At 37.7% G+C, this 21,462-nt stretch carries 23 protein-coding genes and 1 pseudogene; all 24 read right to left on the bottom strand.

Features of this window, described 5'->3' with window-relative positions; translation table 11 throughout:
- Positions 1-1,155: a protein-glutamate methylesterase/protein-glutamine glutaminase gene (locus tag NP781_RS02465; RefSeq protein WP_221682754.1), complete on the bottom strand. Its 1,155-nt coding sequence runs from the start codon at positions 1,153-1,155 to the stop codon at positions 1-3.
- The gene (locus NP781_RS02460) at positions 1,156-2,031 is read right to left on the bottom strand and encodes a MinD/ParA family protein (RefSeq protein ID WP_221682755.1); all 876 of its coding nucleotides are present in this window, start codon (positions 2,029-2,031) and stop codon (positions 1,156-1,158) included. It abuts the gene before it with no gap.
- The gene (flhF, locus tag NP781_RS02455; RefSeq protein ID WP_257521301.1) at positions 2,028-3,224 is read right to left on the bottom strand and encodes a flagellar biosynthesis GTPase FlhF; all 1,197 of its coding nucleotides are present in this window, start codon (positions 3,222-3,224) and stop codon (positions 2,028-2,030) included. The genes NP781_RS02460 and flhF overlap by 4 nt, the downstream gene beginning before the upstream one ends.
- A pseudogene (gene flhA / locus NP781_RS02450) lies at positions 3,221-5,254 on the bottom strand (flagellar biosynthesis protein FlhA). Before flhA ends, flhF begins: the two are co-directional and overlap by 4 nt.
- 23 nt (positions 5,255-5,277) lie before the next feature.
- A complete protein-coding gene (flhB, locus tag NP781_RS02445; RefSeq protein WP_257521300.1) occupies positions 5,278-6,366 on the bottom strand; it encodes a flagellar biosynthesis protein FlhB in 1,089 nt (362 codons plus the stop codon).
- 1 nt (position 6,367) lies between these two features.
- Positions 6,368-7,141 carry a flagellar biosynthetic protein FliR gene (gene fliR, locus NP781_RS02440; RefSeq protein WP_221682758.1) on the bottom strand — a complete coding sequence of 258 codons (774 nt, stop codon included), beginning with the start codon at positions 7,139-7,141 and terminating at the stop codon, positions 6,368-6,370.
- A gap of 4 nt (positions 7,142-7,145) precedes the next feature.
- Entirely contained in the window at positions 7,146-7,415 is a 270-nt protein-coding gene (gene fliQ / locus NP781_RS02435; RefSeq protein ID WP_004269285.1) for a flagellar biosynthesis protein FliQ, read from the bottom strand.
- Between the two features lie 13 nt (positions 7,416-7,428).
- Complete coding sequence (gene fliP / locus NP781_RS02430; RefSeq protein ID WP_004269286.1) at positions 7,429-8,094, bottom strand: flagellar type III secretion system pore protein FliP; 666 nt, start codon at positions 8,092-8,094, stop codon at positions 7,429-7,431.
- Positions 8,091-8,768, bottom strand: coding sequence for a flagellar biosynthetic protein FliO (locus NP781_RS02425; protein ID WP_004269287.1), 678 nt, complete (start codon positions 8,766-8,768; stop codon positions 8,091-8,093). Before NP781_RS02425 ends, fliP begins: the two co-directional genes overlap by 4 nt.
- 10 nt (positions 8,769-8,778) lie before the next feature.
- Complete coding sequence (locus tag NP781_RS02420; RefSeq protein WP_004269288.1) at positions 8,779-9,141, bottom strand: response regulator; 363 nt, start codon at positions 9,139-9,141, stop codon at positions 8,779-8,781.
- 21 nt (positions 9,142-9,162) lie between these two features.
- A complete protein-coding gene (gene fliY, locus NP781_RS02415) occupies positions 9,163-10,386 on the bottom strand; it encodes a flagellar motor switch phosphatase FliY (protein ID WP_257521299.1) in 1,224 nt (407 codons plus the stop codon).
- On the bottom strand, positions 10,379-11,374 hold the full coding sequence (gene fliM / locus NP781_RS02410) for a flagellar motor switch protein FliM (RefSeq protein WP_004269290.1): 996 nt from the start codon (positions 11,372-11,374) through the stop codon (positions 10,379-10,381). The genes fliY and fliM overlap by 8 nt, the downstream gene beginning before the upstream one ends.
- A gap of 31 nt (positions 11,375-11,405) precedes the next feature.
- Positions 11,406-11,834, bottom strand: coding sequence for a flagellar basal body-associated protein FliL (gene fliL / locus NP781_RS02405; RefSeq protein WP_004269291.1), 429 nt, complete (start codon positions 11,832-11,834; stop codon positions 11,406-11,408).
- The gene (locus tag NP781_RS02400) at positions 11,824-12,045 is read right to left on the bottom strand and encodes a flagellar FlbD family protein (protein WP_048391601.1); all 222 of its coding nucleotides are present in this window, start codon (positions 12,043-12,045) and stop codon (positions 11,824-11,826) included. The genes fliL and NP781_RS02400 overlap by 11 nt, the downstream gene beginning before the upstream one ends.
- A 93-nt stretch (positions 12,046-12,138) precedes the next feature.
- Positions 12,139-13,107 (bottom strand): flagellar basal body rod protein FlgG, encoded by a 969-nt coding sequence (flgG, locus tag NP781_RS02395; RefSeq protein ID WP_221682760.1) that lies wholly within the window; start codon positions 13,105-13,107, stop codon positions 12,139-12,141.
- A gap of 86 nt (positions 13,108-13,193) precedes the next feature.
- Positions 13,194-13,562 (bottom strand): TIGR02530 family flagellar biosynthesis protein, encoded by a 369-nt coding sequence (locus NP781_RS02390; protein ID WP_221682761.1) that lies wholly within the window; start codon positions 13,560-13,562, stop codon positions 13,194-13,196.
- 15 nt (positions 13,563-13,577) lie between these two features.
- Positions 13,578-14,270, bottom strand: coding sequence for a flagellar hook assembly protein FlgD (gene flgD, locus NP781_RS02385; protein ID WP_221682762.1), 693 nt, complete (start codon positions 14,268-14,270; stop codon positions 13,578-13,580).
- 2 nt (positions 14,271-14,272) lie between these two features.
- Positions 14,273-15,544 (bottom strand): flagellar hook-length control protein FliK, encoded by a 1,272-nt coding sequence (locus tag NP781_RS02380; RefSeq protein WP_221682763.1) that lies wholly within the window; start codon positions 15,542-15,544, stop codon positions 14,273-14,275.
- A 25-nt stretch (positions 15,545-15,569) separates the two neighbouring features.
- Positions 15,570-16,178 carry a MotE family protein gene (locus tag NP781_RS02375; RefSeq protein ID WP_009371153.1) on the bottom strand — a complete coding sequence of 203 codons (609 nt, stop codon included), beginning with the start codon at positions 16,176-16,178 and terminating at the stop codon, positions 15,570-15,572.
- A 4-nt stretch (positions 16,179-16,182) separates the two neighbouring features.
- Positions 16,183-16,632, bottom strand: coding sequence for a flagellar export protein FliJ (gene fliJ / locus NP781_RS02370; protein ID WP_004269298.1), 450 nt, complete (start codon positions 16,630-16,632; stop codon positions 16,183-16,185).
- Positions 16,633-17,958: a flagellar protein export ATPase FliI gene (fliI, locus tag NP781_RS02365; RefSeq protein ID WP_066037836.1), complete on the bottom strand. Its 1,326-nt coding sequence runs from the start codon at positions 17,956-17,958 to the stop codon at positions 16,633-16,635.
- 5 nt (positions 17,959-17,963) lie between these two features.
- Positions 17,964-18,752, bottom strand: a complete 789-nt coding sequence (gene fliH / locus NP781_RS02360; protein ID WP_221682764.1) for a flagellar assembly protein FliH — start codon at positions 18,750-18,752, stop codon at positions 17,964-17,966.
- Positions 18,745-19,758 carry a flagellar motor switch protein FliG gene (fliG, locus tag NP781_RS02355; RefSeq protein WP_193831172.1) on the bottom strand — a complete coding sequence of 338 codons (1,014 nt, stop codon included), beginning with the start codon at positions 19,756-19,758 and terminating at the stop codon, positions 18,745-18,747. The genes fliH and fliG overlap by 8 nt, the downstream gene beginning before the upstream one ends.
- A gap of 15 nt (positions 19,759-19,773) precedes the next feature.
- Positions 19,774-21,369, bottom strand: coding sequence for a flagellar basal-body MS-ring/collar protein FliF (gene fliF, locus NP781_RS02350; RefSeq protein ID WP_048391617.1), 1,596 nt, complete (start codon positions 21,367-21,369; stop codon positions 19,774-19,776).
- Between the last annotated feature and the right edge of the window lie 93 nt (positions 21,370-21,462).

The raw sequence follows: 21,462 nt of genomic DNA, 5'->3' as shown, positions 1-21,462 counted from the left end.
TTAAGGCAAATATTTCATTATTGTTTGTGCAATATCATCTACATCTGCAACTTCATCAACAAGTTGCGTTTCTACTGCTGCTTTTGGCATACCATATACAATGCAAGTTTCTGCTGATTCTGCAATAGCAATGACATTGCCAGTATTTTTTAATGCTTTTAGACCATTAGAGCCATCATGGCCCATACCTGTCATAATCACTGCTACTTTATCAAAATCTTTATATTGACTAACATCTTCAAACATTACATCTACAGAAGGTCGGTGGCCAGATCTTGGTGCTTCTTGATTATCAAGAACAATGCCAAAAGTTGTTCCTACTTTTCTAAGTTTTAAATGATATCCACCGGGTGCAATATAAGCTACTCCATTTTGCAAAATATCGCCCTGTTCAGCTTCTTTAACAGAAATTTCACTTAGCTGATCAAGTCGATTAGCAAGCGATTTAGTAAATCCAGCAGGCATATGCTGAACAATTAATATAGGAGCTTGAATAGACTTAGGAATTTTAGTAATAACCTCCTGAAGTGCACGTGGTCCTCCTGTTGATGTGCCAATTAACACAATCTTCTTTCCTATTTTACTCCATTCTACCATCGGTTTAGTTACGGCTACCTTAGTAGAAACAACATTAGTAGACGTATTTGTTCGTCCATGCTGTTGTGGTTCCTTTATTACTTTACTCACCCTTGTCACTTGTTCTTGTTGTCGTTTACTACCAGAAGGTTTTTTCAATTTGGAAATTGGCACCGTTGCAGCTTGTTCCACTTTGTGCACAAGTTCATTTTGAATTTTATGTAAATCAAGGGAGATGGTCCCGCTCGGCTTGGCAACAAAATCGACTGCCCCGCCCTCAATTGCTGCAATTGCATTTTCTGTCCCACGTTGAGTGGTACTTGAGAGCATTACTACAGGAACTGGACATTGTAGCATAATTTCTTTTAAAGCATCGAGCCCATTCATTTCAGGCATCTCAATATCCATTGTCACAACGTTTGGCTTCAACGATTGTATCTTTTTGATCGCATCTTTTCCATTTCGAGCTGTTCCAACTACTTCCACCTTCGAGTTGCCAACAAAAAAGTCACTAATTAGCTTTCTCATAAAAGCAGAATCATCCACAACTAAAAGCTTGCTTTTATGCAAAAAGTCCAATTAATCACGCCCTTTCGAGAAAATACTTCTAAGTTTCGATAAAAATTTTTTCGCTGTTTGATCATGTGCATGTATTTCCCCCGCACGTTGCTCCATAAAACGAACGACTATAAGTTGCAATGTCTTTGATATTAATGCGTCTGGATAAGCAAGTGAGAATGGCACTTGCTCGCGCACTGCCTTACGCACAACAGGGTCTTCAGGTAATGAACCAAGAATGATCGTTTCTTTGTCTAAAAAACGTTTCATTGTTAACTGTAAACGTTCATTCGTTTCTATTCCTTCTTCTTTACTGAGAGCGCGGTTACAGAGAATATAAAACTGCTTATCTGGATCTCGAACATGAATATATTTCATCATGGAATACGCATCAGTAATAGAAGTAGGTTCCGCTGTTGAAATGACGATAATTTCATCAATGGATGTGAGTAAATCTAACGACCAATTAGTAGCACCAGCGCCCATATCAAATAAAATATAATCATAGTTTTTTTGAAGTTCTTCAAATGCTTGAATAAGTCTTTCAAACATACTATGAGACCAATCAAGCACACTCGTCATACCTGACCCACCTGAAATATACCTTAAATCGTAAGGCCCTTCAAATATTACCTCATCTAGTAGCTTATTTCCTTCTAAGTAATCTTTTAAACTATAAGAAGCATTTTTCCCAATTAAGATATGGATATTCCCCATCCCAATATCCATGTCTACAATGACAACTCTTTTTCCCTTTTGGGCCAAAGTCATGGCAAAGTTCATTGTGAAGTTACTTTTACCTACTCCACCTTTGCCACTTACAACTGCAATCGCTCTACCTAGTTCGCCTTGCTGTTTCATCATTTTTAAGCGTAATGCTTCAGCTTGGTCTCTCATTTTTCTTCACCTTGAAAAAACAAATTAAGTACTGCTTCTAAATCAGCTTCTTCAATATCTTCTGGTACTTCTTGACCATTCGTATAGTAAGCAAGTCCTTTATTATATTTAATCATTAAATTGATCATTGTGCCAATAGAATTTGTTTCATCCATTTTTGTAAAAATGAATTTTTCAATTGGTAATTGCTTAAATTGATCTACAATATTCTCCATATCCCTTTCTTTCGTTGTCATTGCAAGCACTAAATAAGATTCTGCATGTTCATCGAATTTTATGAGGCGTTGTAGATCATCAACATACTTGACTTCTTTATAATTTCGACCAGCTGTATCAATAAAAACCAAATCTAAATGTGATAATCTCTGGATCGCTTGTTCAAAATCTGTTGCATTGTAAGCAATTTCTACAGGAGCTTGTAAAAGACCAGCATATGTTTTAAGCTGCTCTATTGCCGCAATCCGATAAGTATCTGTCGTAATAAAGCCAATCTTTTTCTTTTTTTCTAACACAGCTCTAGCAGCCATTTTGGCAATGGTTGTAGTCTTACCAACCCCTGTTGGCCCTAAAATGTTTATATATTTTCTTTCGTAGGATAATCCTCCGACTGGAAGAACTTCTAGCTTCTTACGTAGTAAATTTTTTGCTATCAATTTACATTGTGAAAAATTTATTTCGGATGCTTCTTTAAAATGTATAAAAAGCTCATCACCTATCGTTGTGATGAGCTCTTCACTTAGCTCTTGCTGTCTTAAGTATTCAATGAAGGGTAAGAGTTCATCGGGATATTGAGCTTGGGTAGTCTTTTTATGCATCGATTGCATTAATGATTTTAAATCAGCAATTTCTTTTCTCAATTCTTCTGACATGCTAGCATCCTCATGTACTGCTGCTACATCAAGGGGTGGTTCCTGATGTATTTTTGCTTGAATAGCATTTGTAATCTCTTGCAACCTTACATTTTCTTTTTTTACTACAGGCAGTACAGCTGGTGTTGGTACTGAAGCCACTTGCTGTGGCTCCATTGCATCAATACCCGCAACCACTTCAAAACTCTTCTTTTTTATCATGCCAAAAAATTTCTTTGTGATGACGACTTTTGAATTTAAAATGACTGCGTCCTCACCTAATTCTGCTCGCACTTGCTTCATCGCCTCTGGTATGGATGATGCATAATACTTTTTCATTTTCATTGAACATTCACCACCCCAACACTTTGAATTTCAACCGAAGCATCCAATTCATTATAGGATAGAACCGGAATTTGTGGGAAATAACGCTCCGTTAGTTGTCGTAAATACATTCGAACTGCTGGAGAGCATAATATAATAGCTGATTGCTCCATAAACGAAACACGCTCTACTTCCGCTGCAATAGTTTCTAATACTGTTTGAGAATCTTGTGGGTCCATAGCTAAATAATTTCCGTGATCCGTTTGTTGGATACTATCAGCAATCAATTTTTCTACTTTACCTGAAACCGTAATCACCTTTAATACTGAACTATCCCCAACATACTGCGCTGTAATTTGACGAGCTAATGCTTGACGCACATATTCAGCTAAGATATCCGTATCACTCGTTAATTTTGCATAGTCTGCAAGTGTCTCAAAAATAATTGGCAAGTTACGCACTGATACATTCTCTCGAAGAAGCTTACCCAGTACCTTTTGGATTTCTCCAGTAGATAAAGGTGCAGGTGTTAATTCTTCTACTAAAATTGGATGGGATTCGCGTAAGTGATCGATTAACTGCTTTGTCTCTTGACGGCCTAATAACTCATGAGCATTTGCTCGAATGATTTCAGTTAAATGTGTTGACACCACACTTGGTGGGTCCACAACTGTGTAACCATACATTTCCGCGTCCTCTTTTACTTGCTCTGTAATCCATTTAGCTGGTAATCCAAATGATGGTTCGACAGTATCAATACCTTCAATAGAATCATCGTCGCCAGGACTCATCGCTAAATAATGATCTAGTAAAAGTTCGCCTCGTGCCATTTCGTTCCCTTTTATTTTAATTCGATATTCATTTGGTTGAAGCTGAATATTGTCTCGAATGCGGACTACCGGGATCACGATACCTAACTCCAAGGCAAGCTGTCGACGAATCATGATAACACGGTCTAATAAATCCCCACCTTGAGCGGCATCTACTAAGGGAATTAATCCCTAACCAAATTCGAATTCAATTGGGTCCACATTTAATAAATTCACAACATTCTCAGGGCTCTTCATGCCATCAGTAGCCACTTCTTCCTCAATCTCCTGTAATTCCTCTTCATCCTCTGGCTTCTTACGTTCCATCATATAAGCTCCCGCAATTAACGAAAGACCTATTGGCAGCGTTACCCAGTTTGGTATTGGCGTAAATAGCCCTAGTAATACAATGGTACCTCCTGCTACATAAAGCAGCTTAGCTTGAGCAAATAATTGGCCTGTAATGTCTTGACCAAGACTACCTTTAGAAGAGGCTCGTGTTACGACAATCCCTGTAGCAGTCGAAATAAGCAAGGCAGGAATTTGGGATACAATACCGTCCCCGACTGTTAGTTTCGAAAAATGAGTTGCCGCTTCTGCAAATGGAAGCCCCATTTGTACAACGCCAATGATGATTCCAAATAATAGATTGATAATAACCATTACCATTGAAGCGATGGCATCCCCTTTTACAAATTTCGTGGCACCATCCATTGCACCGTAAAAGTCCGCTTCCCCTGCAACTTTTTCACGTCGCTCGCGCGCTTCTTTTTCGGAAATAATCCCCGCATTTAAGTCAGCATCAATACTCATTTGTTTACCTGGCATCGCATCAAGTGTGAAACGTGCCGCTACTTCTGCTACTCGTTCTGCACCTTTTGTTATAACAATAAACTGAATTAACACTAGAATTAAAAAGACAACTAAACCAACAAGAATATTTCCTCCAACTACGAAATCACCAAAAGTTTCAACGACCGAACCTGCATCTCCATTTGCTAAGATGGCACGAGTTGTGGAAACACTTAGTCCTAATCGGAACAAAGTTAATAGTAAAATCACCGAAGGAAAAATGGAAAAATCCAATGCTTCTTTCATACTCATTGCTGTGAGCAGTACAATTAATCCTAATGTAATATTAATGACAATTAAAAAACTTAACATCCACGGAGGAAGAGGGATGATGAGCATCGCAACGATTAAAATAACCGCACCTAAAACCCCAATATCGCGAACTTTCATTTGTGTCCCTCCTACAAAAAGCCTTAAATTTTTCGCTTAATACGATAAACATAAGCGAGTATCTCTGCTACTGCTTTGAAAAATTCTTCTGGTACCTGATCGCCTATTTCTACCTGGTCATACATAGCTCGTGCTAAAGGTCGATTCTCAACCATTATTACATCATGTTCTTTGGCGATCAGTTTAATTTTTTGAGCAATAAAGTCTGTCCCCTTCGCAATAACACGAGGGGCATCCATACTGTCCTCATTATATTTGAGGGCAATTGCATAGTGAGTAGGGTTGGTAATTACTACATCCGCACTCGGAACCTCTGACATCATACGTCTCATCGCCATCTCACGTTGGCGTTGTTTGATTTTTGATTTGATTAGGGGGTCACCCTCACTATTTTTATATTCATCTTTAATATCTTGTTTAGACATTTTAAGATTTTTTTCATACTCATGTTTTTGATACATCCAGTCTAAAACGGATACACAAAGTAATACTAAAGAAGCCGCTATACCCATAATACCAACAAGCTTCCCTACCGTAATGAGAGTCATCCATGGACTTTTAAACGATAACGCCAAAACTTCTGGTAAGTTTGACCAAATAATAATTGTTGTAACACTTCCGATAAAACCAATCTTTAAAACAGACTTTATTAACTCCACAATGGCTTTGACAGAAAATATCTTTTTTAACCCTTTAATAGGGTCCATCTTTTTCAAATCAAACTTCATTGGCTCTAACGTAAAAAGAAAACCAAATTGCAAAAAGTTACCTGCAAGTGCTCCGACAAATGCAATTGTCATAATTGGTACAATGATAAAAGCCATTTGAATCAAAGTTTCTGTAAATAGGTGCATCACACTATCAATAGTTAGTGATTCGATGCGTATGTTATGAATAAAGGTTTGCCTGAAAAAAGCTAATAGCTCGTCACGCAAAGAGCCTGCAAAGAAAAACAAAAAGATAAATACCATTAACATTACAATGGCACTAGAAATATCTTGACTCTTGACAACTTGCCCTTTTTTTCGAGCATCCTGTCGTTTCTTAGGGGTTGCCTTTTCTGTTTTTTCACCCGCAAAAAATTGTAGCTCTAAATTCAGTAGTAGTCTCATATTATCCACCACCTAAAATGGCCATTAAATCACGCATCCCATAAATCATAATCGTAATAAGCTTTTGAATAACTTGAATCATAACGGCCATCATTGTAAATAACACTAAAAAACTAACACCAATTTTAATAGGAAAACCGACAACAAATATGTTTAATTGCGGTACTGTTTTTGCAGTGATCCCTAAAGCTAAATCGACCAAGAATAAGGTCGCTACAACAGGAGCAGCCATCTGGAATGCTATGGCAAAGACTGCTGTGAAAGTTGTGATAATAAATTGAGGAAAGTTTTCGTTCATAAAACTAGGGAATTGATCCATCGGGAAAAATTGATAGCTGTAGTAGATTCCATTAAGAATCATATGATGGCCATCAATCGCTAACAATAAAAGTAGTGCTAGTATATTAAAAAACTGACCGATTAATGGACTTTGAGCACCTGTTTGCGGGTCAATTATATTGGCAATGGCAAAACCCATTTGAAAATCGATAAAGCTTCCTGCAATTTGAATTGCGGACATGATGATATAGCCCATTAGACCAAGTAAAAGTCCAACTAGTGCTTCTTTCATCACTAATAATATGTAATCATCATTGAATGCAAATGGCTCAACATCAATTGTATAGTACATCATCCAAGCTAAAACCAGTGCGAGAGTAATTTTGACTTGAGGTGGAATGGTTCTATAGGAAAAAAAAGGAACCGTTACAAAAAAGGCTGAGACCCGTACAAGTACTAATAAGAAAACCGTTAAATGCGGAATTAATTCATTCATGTACTCACCCTATATAACGCGTTAAATTCTCAAATATGTCTCTCGCATAGCTTGTAACTTGAGATAGCATCCAAGGGCCAAAGAATACGATGGCCACTAAGACAGCAATAATTTTTGGTACAAATGCTAACGTTTGCTCTTGTATCGAAGTTGTGGCTTGAAAGATACTTACCGCTAAACCCGAGATTAAAGCAACTAATAGTAGCGGACCGCTTGTTAGAAGGATAATCATTATAGCACGCTCTGCAATGGAAATAACCAACTCACCTGTCATACTGTATCATCCCCTAAAAACTTTGTAGTAACGATTTCATAACGAGATACCAGCCATCAACCAGTACAAATAATAATATTTTAAATGGCAATGAAATCATTACTGGCGGTAACATCATCATCCCCATCGACATTAATGTACTCGCGACAATCATATCAATCACAAGGAATGGAATAAAAATCATAAAACCAATTTGAAATGCTGTTTTAATTTCACTTAAAGCAAAGGCAGGTACAAGCATAGTCAGTGGGATTTCCTCCACTGATGCTGGTTTGTCTGCTTGATTATATGTTAAAAACAAATCAAGATCTTTTTGCCTAGTATGTTTACTCATAAACTCTTTAAATGGCACACTAGCACGGTCATAGGCTTCTTCTATACCTATTTCTTCAGCAAACAATGGTTGTAATGCCTCTTTATTGACCTCTTGAAAGGTTGGTGCCATGATAAAAAATGTTAAAAATAGCGCCAGCCCAATGATTACTTGATTTGGGGGCATTTGCTGTGTTGCCAATGCTGTACGCACAAAGGATAAGACTATGACTATACGAGCAAAGGATGTCATTAAAATTAAAATACTTGGTGCAAGTGATAATACTGTTAGTAAAAGTAAGAGCTTTACAGATGTAGAGACATTCGTTGGATCGCTGTTGGAAAAAATATTGATTAAATCATTCATTTACCATCCTTCTCCTTCTGCTTCCATCTCTCTATCTCATCACTACGCTCCTGTTTTATTTCGGATAGCTTTTTTTCGAATAGATTGCCAAAGGAATCTTGCTTTTGCTGCTCATTTTGCACCTTCGCGCTATCTTTTCTCTTAAACTTAGAAAATACTTCTGCAATATACGGTGATGTTGCTGCAAATTCTTGCCTTTCGTTATATAGGGCTAATAGAGCTTCAACTTCTTCAGGGTCTGTAATTTCTCGTAAGAGCTGAACGTCTTCTCCGACCCCAACTAAATACAATGTTTTACCTACCTGTAAAAGCTGAACTGACTTTTGCGCACCTAACGATAAACCGCCTAAATTTTGTACCATTTGATTACGTTGGAAGTTTAAATTTCGTTTATTTAAAAACTTCATCAATCCATAAAATAAAGCTACAACAAAAATAAGCGCCAAAACCATTTTTATGTATTCCCATGCAGATATATCTCCAGCTGCTGTTACAGTTGTTTCTTGTTTAGCAGCTGGATCAGTCGTATCTCCATTACAAGCTTCTGGGTCTTTAATGCAATCCGTGACACTATTTGTATCAGCGTCTGCATAGACAGAAGTCGGTGTCGGGTACAAAAACAGGAAGGATACAAGAAATGCGAAAATCATCGTTAAACGAAATGATTTTAACATTTTCATGCAATCATCCTAGCGCTTTTTGAATCGCTTCAATTACACGATCTGCTTGGAAAGGTTTTACGATAAAGTCTTTCGCACCAGCTTGAATCGCATCGATTACCATTGCTTGTTGCCCCATTGCTGAACACATGATTACAGTTGCACTTGGATCTGTTCCCTTAATTGCTTTAAGAGCTGCAATACCGTCCATCTCTGGCATTGTGATATCCATTGTTACTAAATCTGGTTTTAGTTCATTGTACTTTTCGACAGCTTGTAAACCATCCGCTGCCTCTCCAACAACTTCAAATCCATTTTTTGATAAAATATCCTTGATCATCATGCGCATAAATGCAGCGTCGTCTACAATCAAAATTCTTTTAGACATGGTTAACTCCTCCAATTGAAACTATCTTAAATTATTTAAACGCTCTGCTTGACTTAAAACATCTGTAATACGGACACCAAAGTTTTCGTCAATAACAACGACTTCCCCTTTAGCAATTAAACGACTATTGACTAAAATATCAACCGGTTCTCCTGCTAATTTATCCAGTTCAATAATTGAACCACTTGATAGTTCTAAAATCTCTTTAACAGAACGTTTCGTACGTCCTAACTCTACAGTAACTTGCAATGGAATATCAAGTAGCATATTTAAATTTCTAGCTTCAGATTGAGAGATTACATTTGAATCGAAGCTAGCAAACTGTGCTTGTTGCACATTTACAGGTTGTGCAGGTCTTGCCGGTTGTGCAAATTGTTGTGGCTCCTGATAAATCGGTTGCTGCATCTGTGCTGACTGCTGTTGATAAACTGGTTGTTCAGATGGTGGTGCTACAGGTATTTGCTGTTGAACAGGCGGTGGTGTAACTGGTGGAGCCTCAGGTGCAATAGTTGCTGCCACAGGTTCCTCAAACACTCCTGTTTCACCTAATAATGATTTTACAATATTTTGACTAAATTTAAGCGGTAATAATTGCATTAAATTCGAATCAATTAAATTACCAATTCTTAATCTAAATGAAACTTTCACCAGCAAATCGTCTTCTGGAATATTTTCTCGACCTTCATCTTGCGAGATGTTCATTAAATCAATTGTCGGTGGAGAAATATCTACTTTTTTGTTGAAGACTGTCGACATAGATGTAGCAGCTGAGCCCATCATTTGATTCATAGCCTCTTGAACAGCACTTAGCTGAATTTCACCTAAGTCTGGTTTCGGATTTAATCCATCGCCACCTAGCATTAAATCTGCGATAATTGCCGCATCAGATTGTTTAATTACAAGTAAATTCATACCTGTCAAACCAATTGTATATTCAACTTGTACAGCTACATATGGATGAGGAAATTCCTCTTCTAATTTATTACGATTAATCATTGAAATACTTGGAGTTGTAATATCTACTTTTTGACCCAATAACGCTGAAAGAGCTGTGGCAGAGCTACCAAAGGATATATTGCCTACCTCTCCTAATGCATCTTGTGCAAACGAATCAAGGTAATCCTCCACTCGTATCTCATTTATTTCTTCATTTGTTGAAGCATCAGTGTCGTTGTTTTTATCTCCCAACGTCTCGCCCCTTAATAGCGCTTCAATTTCTTCTTGGGAGAGCATTTCATCACTCATCTTCGTCTCCTCCTTTCAAAGGGTCGATAATCTGGATTGCTAATTTTTTGCCCTTTTTACCTGGTTGAACAGTGAACTTCGGCAATGTACCTACTTTTAGTAGTAATGGCGCTTCAATTTTTTGATCTAACTGTATGACATCTCCAACTTGCATTGTTAGGAAATCTTCAATGGTGATGTCCGTTAATCCTAATTCAACTGAGAGTGGTAATTGGGCTTGTTTCACACGTGTTTCAAGCATTTTTGTTTGCTCTGGTGACATCTCTTTCGTATTGGTTTGCATCCAATAGCGAACCGAAAGATTTGGAACAATTGGCTCCAATACAACATGCGGAATACAAATATTAATCATACCGCTTGTCTCACCAATTATCGTATTTAACGAAATAACGACAACCGTTTCATTAGGTGAAATCATTTGTAAAAATTGTGGATTTACTTCAAGTTCCACTAATATTGGATCAATTTCCGCAACATTTTCCCATGCTTCGCGTAAATTGTCGAATGAGCGTTCAAAAAGGTTTGTCATAATTTTTGTTTCAATTTCCGTTAGGTTATCTACATTACTATGACTTGCCCCACTACCGCCCATTAGGCGATCTAACATCGAATAGGCAATGTTCGGATTAATTTCCATCAATATATTACCATCTAATGGTGGCACTTCAAATACATTAATGAGTGTCATATTTGGAATGGAACGAACAAACTCTTCAAATGGTATTTGGTCTACTGATGCAACCGTAATTTGTACATAGCTTCTAAGCTGTGCAGAGAAAAAGGTTGTCAATAGTCGTGCGAAATTTTCATGTATTCGGGTCAAACTTCGGATTTGATCTTTTGAGAAGCGAAGTGCTCGTTTAAAATCATAAACTTTAACCTTACGTCCCTCGTCCTCTTTTTTTATGTCATCCGCTGACATTTCCCCTGTCGATATAGCGGAAAGCAGCGCATCTATCTCGGATTGAGATAACACATCTCCTGCCATTTGCCCACCTCCAATTCAAGCAGTTTCTGTTTTATTGAGTAATGAAGGAGGTAAAATATACTTCCTGAACTTCTCCCTCTTGCATCAACTCATTTAATCTTGTTTTTAATGATTTTTGGAAAATTTGTTTCCCTTGCTTACCTTCTAAGTCCTTTTGCTCCATTTCAGAAAGCTCTTGAATGGCGATGTTTTGCACTTGGAAAACGCGCTTTGTTAATTCTGCAGCAGCATCTTTGCTTGTCGTTTGAATTTTCAATGACAAGCGAACAACTCTTTTATCTGCTAGATTTGTCGTGATCTCTGGTATCTCCACTGTAGCCTCTACAATCTCATCAATGGACGGCTCAACAGCTCCTGTGGGTTTATTAAATTGCGTAAGCAATACAAACAAAATAACCCCAATCAGAATGACTGCTACTAGTAAAATAATAATCATTGTTAGCATTTTATTATTCTTCATCTTCTTCACCTCGTAGATGCGGGTTGGATAGTATTTGTATATTGTTATAAAAGGCAGTTACCTTTTGTCGCACCTCATCTTCACTCTCTAAAACAATTAATTTTGTTCCAGTTGTTAATGTAATAGTCGTATCGGGAAATGATTCGACTGTTTCTATGTATAAAGCATTTAATGTAAATGCTTTGCCATTTAGACGTGTTAGTTCAATCATGAATTAGGGCCGGGTCTAGCATGAGAGCCGGCCCGACCCTCCCTCATATGAAAATATGTTTGTTAAAACGTCCGTTTTGAAAGGACTATATTATTATCGTTTTAAGTTTACTAGCTCTTGTAATATTTCATCAGATGTTGTGATGATACGCGTATTTGCTTGGAAACCACGTTGTGCCACAATCATCTCAGTAAACTCTTCAGACAGGTCTACGTTCGACATTTCAAGTGAACCTGCTATCGGTTTACCTAAACCTGCTTGACCACCTGCTTGTAAATAAGGTTCTCCAGAGTTTGCTGAAACTGTATAGTAATTACCGCCAACTTTCTCAAGACCACCTGCGTTGGAGAATTTAGCCATTACCAATTGACCACCCCATTTCAAGTCTCCATTTGCATCAACAAAAGTAACTTGACCGTCTGGTGCAATACTCATCGATTTTGCATCAGTTGGAATACGGATACGTCCCCATTCTCCACTGTTTTCTGTGGCTGCTGTTGGTAAACCCCAAGTGCCATCAACATTTAAATTCTCACTTGTTACTTCATCCAATTCCGCTGGTGCATCGAAGTCAGTAGACATTGAATCTAAATTTTCAGAGTTAGCAGCTGCAGACCCCATTAGATATTTACCATCTGCATTAACTAGAAAACCTTGTTCATCCATATAAAAATTCCCTGCACGTGTATAGAGAGTATTTGTAAATGGCGTTTCACCTGTTCCTTCACCAGTTCCTGATACTAAATCACCTACTATGAAGAAACCTTCCCCCTCTATAGCTAAATCTAGTCCGCGTCCAGTATATTGTCGCGATCCTGGATTGTGAATAGTATCGATAGATGCAAGTTCTGCCCCTAACCCAACTTGTTTAGGGTTAATACCTCCTATAGTACCTGAAGGAGCAGAAGCACCAGCTGATGTTTGCGACATTAAATCTTTGAATATTACTCGACCTTTTTTAAAGCCATAAGTGTTCACGTTGGCAATATTATTACCAATCACATCTAGCTTTGTTTGGAAGTTTTTAAGACCTGAAATACCTGAATACATAGAACGTAACATATGTTTTCGTTCTCCCTTCGTTTTATATAGGTGAGCTTCTATCAATCAGCATCACCAAGGCTTCCTTACGTAAGAAGGTCCAGCCTTTAAAGCACAATCGTGCCATCAATATTTGTAAATAACTGCTGTTTTGCTTCCGTGCGATCCATTGCTGTAATGACAGTAGCATTTTTAGCACTGACAATTAAAGCTGCTTGATCCATCAAGACTAATGGTTGTTTGACACCTTTTGAGTGTGCTTCAAATACCTTATCCGATACAACCTGCCATTCTTGTTCAGTGATATTAATTTTACGCTCAATAATACGTTCATTCGCATGCTTGCTCACCTTTAGCTCTTGTTTAGAAGCTTCCTGTAAATGAGCCTTAAACGATTGTTGTGTATTGATTGGCTTAGGCTGTGTTGAGCGAATAGATGGATGCAAGGGTACACGATGAATTGAAAATTTATCCATCACTTTTCTCCACCTTTATTCGCTAATCACTGTAAAATCTTTATCTGTTAGTCTTTTATCATTATCTAGTACATAATTAATGACCCCATCTTTATTGGAAACAGAGACGATTCGTCCTTTTAGTTCTTGGTCACCGTCTTTATACGTTACATTTTTACCAATCAATTGGCTAGCTTTCACTAATGGAGATTCAGGTACATTATTATTGCCATTTGAACTAGAGTCGCTAGCTCCACCTAAAATACCAGATATATTACCAGGAGCAATCTCTTTCCCATCAGTTAATTTGAAAACAACATTTCCATCTACAAATTTAAGGGATTCGATAACGCCTGTTCCTTCATTAACCACAGGATTACCTTTTTCATCTTTCTCCTCTGTAATCTCATGCCATTTGACTTCTTTGCCAATAAAAGTTGTATAACTCATCATCTGTGTTTGTTGCTGAGATGCTAGTAAAGATTCCATTGCCTTTGTCATATTTTGCATTTGCTCTAAAGAAGAGAACTGCGCCATTTGAGAAATAAATTCTCGATCATCCATTGGATTTGTTGGGTCCTGATGCTGTAATTGTGTAATTAACAATTGTAGAAAGGCATCCTTACCAAGCTCACTATTGCCTGTTTGTTTCACTGGCTTCTGATAATTTGAGTAATAAAAATCATCAGTTATAGCCGGATTTGTCACTTTCGTAGTAGTATCTGCCATTGTTACACCTCCTCACTTATTAAATAGTCACTAAAGGACATTCCTTCATCTTCGTCATCACTTTTTTGATCCTGTTCTTCGTCCTGTTGTTGTTTAAAGAAATTATTGAAGAAGCTTTGATCACGTTGTTGACGATCGGCATCTTGTAATGATTGTGCAATATCAAGGCGATCTACTTGTATATTTTGCTGAGCAAATGCCTGTTTTAGCTGGTGTGCTTGACTATCAAGCAATTCACGTCCATGAGCTGTAGAAGCCAGTAAACGTGCTGTAAGGACACCATCATTTTGTACAAGTTCAATACGAACCGTCCCTAGATTTTCTGGATACAATTTTATGGTTAAACGTGTAATACCTTGAGCATTCGAAATCTGCGCTCGATTGATAATGGCTTGCATTTCTTTTAGTAAAGCTTCTGATTGAGCAGGCTTAGCCGTTGGTAATGTTACATGGAATGTGTCTGATTTCGTTTGTACAGTTTGTGGCGTAACCATGTCATTTGTAGTTGTTTCACTTTGTTTCATCATTTGGACTTGCTGAACAACTTGCTGGAAGCCTTGTAATGGCAATGTAACAGGTGTTTTAGTTGTTGTTACCTGCAAAGTTCCTACCTGCGTTTGTAATGACGTTAATAGGCTCTTCACAGTCGTTAACAGATTTTCTTGGGATGCTGTTAAGTCTGTCTTTTGCCCTACTAATTGCGCTAATTTCAACACTTGGAGAAGTTGTGTTGCCTCTTTTGGTGTCACTTGACCTTCGCCTTGTAAAGCCGTGCTTATATTCGCCTGTAGTACAGGTGCTTGAGCATCTACTAATGTTAAGAGCTCCCAAACATCACTTGCTTCTTTTTCTTCTCCTAGTAACTGGTGGACTATTTTTTGAAGCTGCTCTTCATCAATCCCTAAAGCATTTAAAATATTTTCTAAATGAAGCATTTCATCCAGTGCCACTGCCTTACCGTCTTCTCCAAGTTGAAGCATTAATAAGCCATCATCGTGAGAAATCCCTAGTAAATCTAGTACTTCCTCCATTGAGTCAGCATTTAATAACGCTTGTAAATCCGCAAGTTCATTTGATGATGTTGTTTTTGATGATTGGGTTGTTTGAGTTGAAGAAGTTAATACTTGCCCAAAAACAGAACCAAAATTTGATAAATTTTCTTTCTTCGGTGTACTGTCTATTTTTCCTTCAGCGTTTCCAATTGTTGTTGACTTTGTTGCTGCAGTTTTAGTAGGTACTGTTTTATTAATCATTTGCATCATTGCTACATCCACTATTTTTCACCTCCTTTCAATTATCCTACTGTTTAGCCATAAGCTCCGTATATTTTGCTGCATCTTTTGCATCCATTTTCTCTAAAATAGCTGCTAATTTATCTGGCTTTAAATTCGTTAAAATCCGTAGTGCTTCTGTATCACTCATATTGATTAACACAGGTGCAGCAGCTTTCGGCGACATCTTATCAAATGTTGATAAAATATCGTTAAAGTCACGCTTCACATCATCTTGTTCACGATTTAATTTTTCAATTTCAAATTGAAGCTGTTCCTTTTCTGTCAGCAGCTTCTCTTTTTCAGTAATTGTTGAATCTAATTTTTTTTGAAGCTGAGTAATCTCGGCTTCTTTTTCTTGTACCTCTGCCTGTAAACTCACTATTTTAGAGTCGTTATTAACGACAGCATCCTTTGCTTGTTGTTCTTCTGAGGGGATAAAAGGTAAACTACCTATTGCCTTTTTTCCTAAATCAAAGACATTTGTATTCATTAAAGTTGCCACAACAAGCAAAACCGCTACTACAAACATAATCGGCAGTACAATCCAAGTAAAAAACTTAAGAAAGCCCCCAGATTTTTTCTTTGGTTGCTCTTCTACTAACTCTGTTGCTAATCGATTGTCTTTCTTTGCCATGAAATCACCTGATTTCTTTCTTGTTATACGTTTGTAATGAAATTTCATCTAAAAAAAGGCTTTCTATACGATCTTGCTCTTGTTGGAAATGCTTAAAATCCTTTTCTCTCATTTTTTCAAATTTACGTACTTCCAAGTTTTTTTCTAATAGTTTTTCTTCGTGCCAATTCATCTTAGCACGAGCTTGTATCACTTTCTGTTGTACATCTGCAATTGTTTTTTCGAGACTATCAATAAAACGACTATAATGATGAATTTCATCTATGGATGAACCAACCATTAAACGCTCCTGCTGAAATGTAATTAAATCTTCTTTCTTTTTTAGCAAGTCATATAATTTCGTTGCTATTTCTTCAAAAGAACGGACAGATTCCTTATAAGCCATTTCGGTTTCGTTTTTTTCTTGCTCGCGAATAGTTAACACTTTTTCAAAACGATACACATAACTGACCATCTATTTCGCACCACCGTTCGATAATGTTATTAACTCATTGACACTTTCTTCAAGTGTCACTTTATCTAAGTAACCCTGTTTAAGATAAGCAGTAATGAGCGGTTCATAATGAATTGCTTCATCAATCTCTTTAGAGGTTCCTCTTTTATAAGCACCAATATTGATCAAATCCTCTGATTTGTCGTAAGTATAATAGAGTTCTCTTAATCGCTCAGCAGCTTTCTTATGAGTTGGCTCTGCAACATGATTCATCAAACGACTCACACTTTTCAAGACGTTTATGGCTGGATATTGCCCTTTGTTGGCAAGATTTCGATCCAATACAATATGACCATCTAATATCCCTCGCACAGTATCCGCAATGGGTTCATTCATATCGTCACCATCTACTAAAACAGTATAGAATGCTGTTATAGAACCCTTTTCATTGGTGCCTGTACGTTCTAGTAATTTAGGCAATATCGCAAAAACCGAAGGCGTATAACCTTTTTGTGCTGGTGGTTCTCCTGTCGCAAGTCCAATTTCACGTTGTGCCATAGCCACACGTGTCACGGAATCCATCATCAGCATGACATTTAAGCCTCGATTTCTAAAATATTCGGCGATTGCTGTTGCTGTAAATGCCCCTTTAATCCGCATTAATGCTGGTTGATCGGATGTGGCTGCAACAACAATCGATCGACTTAAACCTTCAGCACCCAAATCACGTTCGATGAATTCCCGAACCTCACGACCACGCTCGCCTATTAGCGCAATGACATTCAAATCTGCTTGTGTATTTCTTGCGATCATACCCAGTAAAGTACTTTTACCTACCCCAGAACCGGCGAAAATACCAACACGTTGTCCATTTCCAACTGTTAGCATACCGTCAATAGCCTTAACTCCCACTTCAAGCCTTTCATTAATTGGTGGACGAGTTAGTGGGTTTGGTGGATCTTGCTCTGTAGGGACTGTCATGAGACCTTTAGGTAATAGAGTGCCATCAATTGGATTCCCCATAGAATCCAATACTTTGCCGATTAACTCAGGACCCACTTTTACTTCCAGTGGGGCTCCCGTCCCTTCGACAAGGCAGCCAATAGATATTTCACGTAAGGAGGTAAAAGGCATCAAGACGACTATTTCATCTTTAAAACCAACGACCTCTGCTAAAATAATCTGGTGACCGTGATTTACAGTTTCAACATGAATTTTACAGACATCACCTATAGAACTATCTGGACCTTGCGACTCAATCATTAAGCCAACAACTCTAGTAACCCTACCAAACTTTTTAAAAGTTGGGATATGCGGAATTTGTTCAATTAATTGAGCCGCTTTCATCAAGATCATTCCTTACTCTCTAATATTTCATGTAACTTTAATCTAAGTGCATTTAATTGCTCATCGATACTAACCATAATTCGCCCATGATTTGTTTCAATATAGCAATCTGTCTCATTATCTAAATCTTCATTTACAAAAATCATAAATGGTACGTCTATTGGGAACATTTCTGCTAATTCATCTCGGTTGGTCGTAATTAAAGCATAATAAGCTGGCGAAACATAAATTTTAATTTCCTTCATTTCTCTTGCTTCTTTCAGCCCTCTACGCACAATCGATACAAATAGTTCGTTATCCTGTTCTAACGAAGTACCAATAATTCTTTCTGCAGCAGTTAAACCTAACTCTAAAATTACCGCTTCTTGATCCTCAATATATTTTTGAGCATTTTCTTTCGCTAACATCATTATTTCGTTCGCTGTTTGAAGTGACTGAGCCATTGCTTCAGTGGCCTTATTCACGCCATCTTCATAGCCTTGTCCAAATCCCTCATCATAAGCTTCTTGAACACGATTGGGTCTCTCTTCCTCCCAACTTAGCTTTAAATGTTCAATTTCTTGAAAGTGTCTATGCTTTTCCTGTTCAAACATCTCTCGTTCAGCTTGCAAAGCAGTTCTTGCTTCAGTAAGTAAACGATCTCGCTCTGCCACGACTTCATCCAACGTTAATTGATGCTGAGGAGGTCCTTCTTCTTGATATTCTTCCACCACTTCAAACATATCACGAATCTGTATTTCTTTGACATTATCGCTATCAGACTTAGTGTAAATAGAACGGATGATTCTAGACAATGACGTCATCTCCTCCACCACGAGCAATAATAATCTCTCCAGCATCCTCTAGACGACGAATAACAGCAACAATACGAGATTGTGCCTCCTCTACGTCACGTAAACGTACAGGTCCCATAATTTCCATTTCTTCTTTAAATGTTTCAGCCATACGTTGTGACATATTACGGAATATAATATCTTTTACCTCTTCACTTGATACCTTCATTGAAAGCAGTAAGTCTTCGTTTTCACAATCACGAATAACACGCTGAATGGAACGATTGTCGAGTGTAACAATATCCTCGAACACAAACATACGTTTCTTGATTTCCTCTGCAAGTTCTGGGTCTTGTATTTCCAGTGCATCGAGTATCGTTTTTTCTGTTTGTCGATCTACTCCATTTAAAACTTCAACGACTGCATCAATACCACCAGTTTCTGTATAATCCTGCGTAACGGTTGATGATAATTTACGCTCTAACACAGATTCAATTTCGCTAATCACTTCTGGTGAAGTCGATTCCATGACCGCTATACGTTTAGCAATGTCAGCTTGTACTTCCTGTGGTAAAGAAGATAAAATAACCCCTGCTTGCCCTGCCTCTAAATAAGAGAGGATTAGGGCAATTGTTTGAGGATGTTCATTTTGGATAAAGTTAAAAATTTGCGATGGATCAGCTCTTCTAGCAAAATCAAACGGCCGTACTTGTAAAGAAGATGTTAGTCGATTGATGATTGTTTGTGCTTGTTCTACGCCAAGTGCTTTTTCTAATACTGTTTTTGCATAGCCAATACCACCTTGTGTGATATAGTCCTGCGCGAGAGCAATATTGTGAAATTCTTCAATAATTTCTTCTTTTACATTTGATTCTACTTTTTTAACACTTGAAATTTCTAATGTTAAACGTTCAATTTCTTCCTCTGTTAAATGCTTATAGACAGAAGCTGAAACTTCAGGCCCTAATGAAATTAACAAGAGAGCGGCCTTTTGTTTTCCGGTTAATTCTTTATCTTTCTTGGACACAGCCGAACCTCCTAGTTAGTCTTCAGCAATCCAACTACGCAGTAACTTTGCAAAATCGTCTGGCTTTTCTTTGGCCATTTTTTCTAGCTGCTTACGACGCATTGTAGCTTCCGTTTCAATTTCTTCATTAATATCATCAACCATTAATTCTTCTTGTTCTTCTAGGATACTTAACTCTTCTTCTTCCTTCGCACGTTTACGTGAACGGATAATGAAGAATGCTAGTAATAAGATAACAGCTAACAAGATACCCCCGATAACCCAAACCCACCATGGAATGATTGGTTTTTCATCAGCTACCTCTGTTGCCTTACCGTATAATGGTTGTACAGATACCGCCACTTTTTCATCGATCTGCTCTTGAGTAAGTTCTGCTGCTACGTCTTTGGAAATTGTTGTACGTACAATTGTACTTAAAATTTTCTCAATATCTTCTCGAACACCATCTGGTAATGACGCTGCGTCAGTTGCTGTCGGTGGTTCAACAATTACTTGAATCCCAATATCCTGAATTTTATAAGGAGCTTCTTGAATATCCTTACGTATACGGTTCACGTCATTATTAATCGTCTCTTCCGTACGTTCATAATCACCATTTCCTGCTGTACCTTCATTATAAGTTGTGAAGTTATCAGTAGTTGTTTCAGCTTCAGGTGTTCCAGCAGCGGCAGCTGCTCCTGTACCAGAATATTGCTCTGTAATTCGCTGAGCACTTATGGCAATACCTTCCATATTTTCTTCATCAACAGGTGTCACAAGATTTTCTTCACGATTTTCTTTCTTGAAATCAATATCCGTTGTGACAGAAACCATTACTTTATCTTGTCCCATCAACGTTCCAAGCATATTTTGCACTTGACGTTGTAGATCTCGTTCTACCAATTTCTTCATTTGTAATTGGCCTTCAGCTGTTGTTGTGGAAGTACCATCAGCTGTTGCTGCATTCAGATCAAAGTACTCTGAAAATTGGTTAGAGATCACGATATTTTCAGTCTTTAAATTCGGAATACTTTTTGACACTAAATTGTACATTGTAGTTATTTGCTGTTCTGTAAATTTATAGCCAGGATCAGTATTTAAAACGATAGATGCGGTTGCCTCTCCTTGAACATCCGTTACGAATACACCTTCCTCAGGAACAGTAATCATCACTTTTGCATCTTTTACGCCTTCCAAATTTTTGAAAAGTTTAGCAATTTCAGTTTCAGTAGCTGCTTTTTTTAATAGGTTAAATTCATTATCAGTCATACCAAATCCTGAACTATTAGCAAATGAGTAATCGATTGAACCTGTTTGCGGATATCCCTCTGAAGCTAATTGCACTAATAAGGAGTCAACTTGCTCTTCTGGCACTAAAATAGATGTTCCACCTGGAGCAATTTGATAGGTCACACCTTGGGAATCTAGCGCTTCCTTTACCTGTCCAATTTCCCGTGTTGATAAATCTTTATAAAGTGGAACATATGTAGTTTTGGAAGCAAAAAATGTCACAATTGCTGCTAATGCGATTACACCTACCACGGAGCCAATCATAACTATTTTTTGCTTTTTACTTCGACTTGTCCAAAATTGACTGGTGTCGTTTTTTATTTTTGTCAATCGTTCATTCATTATGAATCCTCCGGTTATAGTGAATAACCTAGCCATCAATAATTTGCGAACATAATGAGCCACACTAAGTGGTGGTTGTTAATCTATATTGAA

Origin of the sequence: Lysinibacillus sp. FN11, assembly GCF_024628845.1 — a bacterium.
GTDB lineage: Bacteria > Bacillota > Bacilli > Bacillales_A > Planococcaceae > Lysinibacillus > Lysinibacillus capsici.
This window is presented reverse-complemented; position numbering and strand designations above follow the sequence as displayed.